This window comes from Nocardia sp. NPDC004722 (assembly GCF_053601505.1).
Map to the genome: position 1 here is coordinate 1 of NZ_JBSGBY010000821.1, position 2,987 is coordinate 2,987.

3 protein-coding genes and 1 pseudogene are annotated in these 2,987 nt (G+C 68.6%); 3 read left to right on the plus strand and 1 reads right to left on the minus strand.

The annotated features are described in order from the left end of the window. The 3 genes and pseudogenes from ACWELQ_RS42485 to ACWELQ_RS42495 form a co-directional block, all read left to right on the plus strand. A pseudogene (locus ACWELQ_RS42485) lies at positions 1-369 on the plus strand (fatty acid CoA ligase family protein); the annotation flags it as partial. 82 nt (positions 370-451) lie between these two features. Beyond that, positions 452-1,486 carry an NAD-dependent epimerase/dehydratase family protein gene (locus tag ACWELQ_RS42490; RefSeq protein ID WP_452402646.1) on the plus strand — a complete coding sequence of 345 codons (1,035 nt, stop codon included), beginning with the start codon at positions 452-454 and terminating at the stop codon, positions 1,484-1,486. 156 nt (positions 1,487-1,642) lie between these two features. After that, a complete protein-coding gene (locus tag ACWELQ_RS42495) occupies positions 1,643-2,473 on the plus strand; it encodes an alpha/beta fold hydrolase (protein WP_452402647.1) in 831 nt (276 codons plus the stop codon). Positions 2,474-2,476: 3 nt separating this feature from the next. Here the strand turns inward: ACWELQ_RS42495 and ACWELQ_RS42500 are convergent, their stop codons facing one another. Further along, positions 2,477-2,944: a helix-turn-helix transcriptional regulator gene (locus ACWELQ_RS42500; RefSeq protein WP_452402648.1), complete on the minus strand. Its 468-nt coding sequence runs from the start codon at positions 2,942-2,944 to the stop codon at positions 2,477-2,479. Positions 2,945-2,987 lie beyond the last annotated feature (43 nt).

Here is a 2,987-nt window from a genome sequence, read left to right on the forward strand (position 1 = left end):
GACGACGCGGGCCGGATCCGGTTCTGCGGCCGCAAGTCCCAGCGGCTGGACACCGCGAGCGGGCCCATGTTCACCGTGCAGGTCGAACAGGTCTTCAACACCCTCGGCGGTGTCGCCCGCACGGCGCTGGTCGGCATCGGCGAACGCGGTGCCCAGGTGCCCGTGCTGTGCGTGGAACTCGAACCGGGCGCGGACAAGACCGCCGTCGAACGCGAATTGCGGGGCCGCCGTGACGAATACGACATCACCAAGCCGGTTACGGAGTTCCTGTTCCACCCGAAGTTCCCGGTCGACATCCGCCACAACGCCAAGATCGGCCGCGAGAAACTCACGGTCTGGGCGGCCAAGCAGCTGGGCGGCAAGGCATGAGAACCCTGTCGTTGCTCGAGGTGGTCGTCCGGATGGTGGCCGACGAATGGGCCAGCCGCCACACCCGCGTGGGGGTGGCGCGATGAGGGCCCTGGTGACGGGAGCCTCCGGCTTCCTGGGCGGCGCGCTGACGCGCCGCCTGGTGCACGACACCGACTTCGAGGTGTCGGTGCTGGTGCGCCGCACCAGCGATCTGCGCGATCTCGCCCCCGTACTCGACAAGGTGGAGCGCGTCTTCGGCGACCTGAGCGATCCCGAATCCCTCGACGGCGCGGCCGACGGCGTGGATGTCGTGTTCCACAGCGCCGCCCGCGTCGACGAGCGCGGCACCCGCGCCCGCTTCTGGGCCGAGAACACCGCCGCCACCGCTCGGCTGCTGACGGCCGCACAGTCGAGTGGCGCACAACGATTCGTGTTCATCTCGAGTCCCAGCGCGCTCATGGATCGTGACGGCGGCGACCAGATCGATATCGACGAGTCGGTTCCGTATCCGAGCCGGTACCTCAACTACTACTGCGAGACCAAGGCCGCCGCCGAACGCCTGGTGCTGAAGGCGAATTCGCCGGAGTTCACCACCTGCGCGCTGCGCCCGCGCGCCATCTGGGGTGCGGGCGACCGGTCCGGGCCGCTCATCCGGCTACTCGACCGCGCCGCCGCGGGCACCCTGCCGGATCTGTCGGCCGGACGCGAGGTGTACGCCTCGCTCTGCCATGTCGACAATATCGTCGAGGCCGCGGTACTCGCCGCGACCAGCGAGAACGTGGGCGGGAAACCGTATTTCATCGCCGATGCCGAGCAGACGAACGTGTGGCGCTTCCTCGGCGAGGTCGCCGCCGATCTCGGGTACGCCGCACCGAGCCGCACCCTCGACCCGCGTCTGGTCACCCTGATCGTGGACCTCATCGAAAACCTGCGCCGCATACCGTATCTCGCCGAGCACTGGACTCCCCCGCTGTCGCGCTACTCGGTGGCGGTGATGACCCGCTCGGGCACCTACGACACCGCCGCCGCCACCCGCGATTTCGGATACCGGCCCGTTATGGACCGCGACACCGGCATGGCCGAACTGAAATCCTGGATCCGCGGAGCGGGGGTGATCGCCGGATCCACTCGCTGACCAGCGTCAGGGCGCTCTCCGCAAAAACTTGTGTTACGGCCGGTACCGGCTAGCATGGGCACTACCGCGCGAGGGTGAGTCGGTGCTGACGGCCCTCGGGGCCGCAACACATCACTGCAGATAGCGCAGCACCGCACTCAATGAGGAGAGCGCCCGATGCCGGAGTTCGATTATCACGGCGTGTCCGTCGCGTACGACCAGGCCGGTTCGGGTGATCCGATCCTGTTCCTGCACAATCTCGGCGGCGACCGCCACATCTGGCGCAATCAGATGCGGGCGCTGGCGGGTTCGCACAGCGTGTACGCGCTGGATCTGTTCGGCTACGGCGATTCCGACACCCCCGCCACCGGGTACACGGTCGAGAACTACCTGAACATGGTGTCGGAGTTCATCGACGCGCACCGGCTGACCAACCTGATCATGGTCGGCAACTGTTTCGGCAGCGCGATGTCGTTGCTGTACGCGCGCCGCGATCCGCGCAATGTCCGGGCCCTGGTGCTGTGCAATCCGCTGACCGCCGCCACGCTGGCGCCCACCCTCACCGGCCGCACGGCACGCGTCGCCGCCCACCTGCCCCTCGACGCGCTCGCGAGCGCGATCCGGTTGCCCGGCCTCGCCGCCGGTTTCGTGGTGCGCGAGCAGCTCGGCCCGCGCGGACGGCACATGGACGGCGCGACCTTCTCCGGTCTGCGCAAGCGGTGGAGCGAGCCCAGCCGCCTGTTGCCGCCCGCCGCCACCACCCGTGATCTGTCGGCGCTGGCGGTGCTCGACGACTTCCGTCCGGCCCCCGGCTTCCCGCCCGTCACCACGATCTGGGGTGCGAAGAATCGGGTCCTGTCGGCGGCCGCGGGCGCGCGACTGAACCGCACCCTGTGCCCCGCCGAGGCCATCGAACTGCCCGACTGCGGCCACCTGGTCATGCTCGAGCAGCCCGAAATCGTCACCGGCGCAATCCGTTCCGCCACCCGCACCGCGCTGGCGGGCTGAGTCTCAACTACCGCCGGGGCCCGCCGCTCGTTGCAGTAGAGCGGCCAGCTCGCGAAGTCGCGCACCGAGTTCCGGCGGCTCGAGGACGCGGAACTCGAAGCCGAAGTGGGTCATGTAGGAGGCGAGGGAGTCCAGCGAGTGCGCACCCGTGTGCAGTACGCAGGAGGTCGGGTCGACGGCTTCGAGTACTCCGACCGTGGGCGCGATCCGTTCGGCCGCCGTTTCGATCGGGGCGTGCAGCAGTAGGCGGGCCTGATAGCGGTAGGGGCCGGAAGTCACACCGTACGAGACGAATTCGGCGGCATCGGGAGCCTCGCGGGGGCTGAAGCGGGGGCCGGTCGGGATGCGCGGAGTCATCCGGTCGACCCGGTACGTGCGCCAGCCCTCGCGATCGATATCCCAGCCGATCAGGTACCAGCAACCGAACGCGAGCGACCGGCGACGCGGGTGGAGATGGTGATGATTGGTCATCGAACAAGCTCCCTCGTATACGGACAGATCAATCGAAACAGTT

Bases quoted from the DNA above. Each gene is read 5' to 3' on its own strand.
- ACWELQ_RS42490 (WP_452402646.1), top strand. From the start codon at position 452: ATGAGGGCCCTGGTGACGGGAGCCTCCGGCTTCCTGGGCGGCGCGCTG.
- ACWELQ_RS42495 (WP_452402647.1), top strand. From the start codon at position 1,643: ATGCCGGAGTTCGATTATCACGGCGTGTCCGTCGCGTACGACCAGGCC.
- ACWELQ_RS42500 (WP_452402648.1), bottom strand. From the start codon at position 2,944: ATGACCAATCATCACCATCTCCACCCGCGTCGCCGGTCGCTCGCGTTC.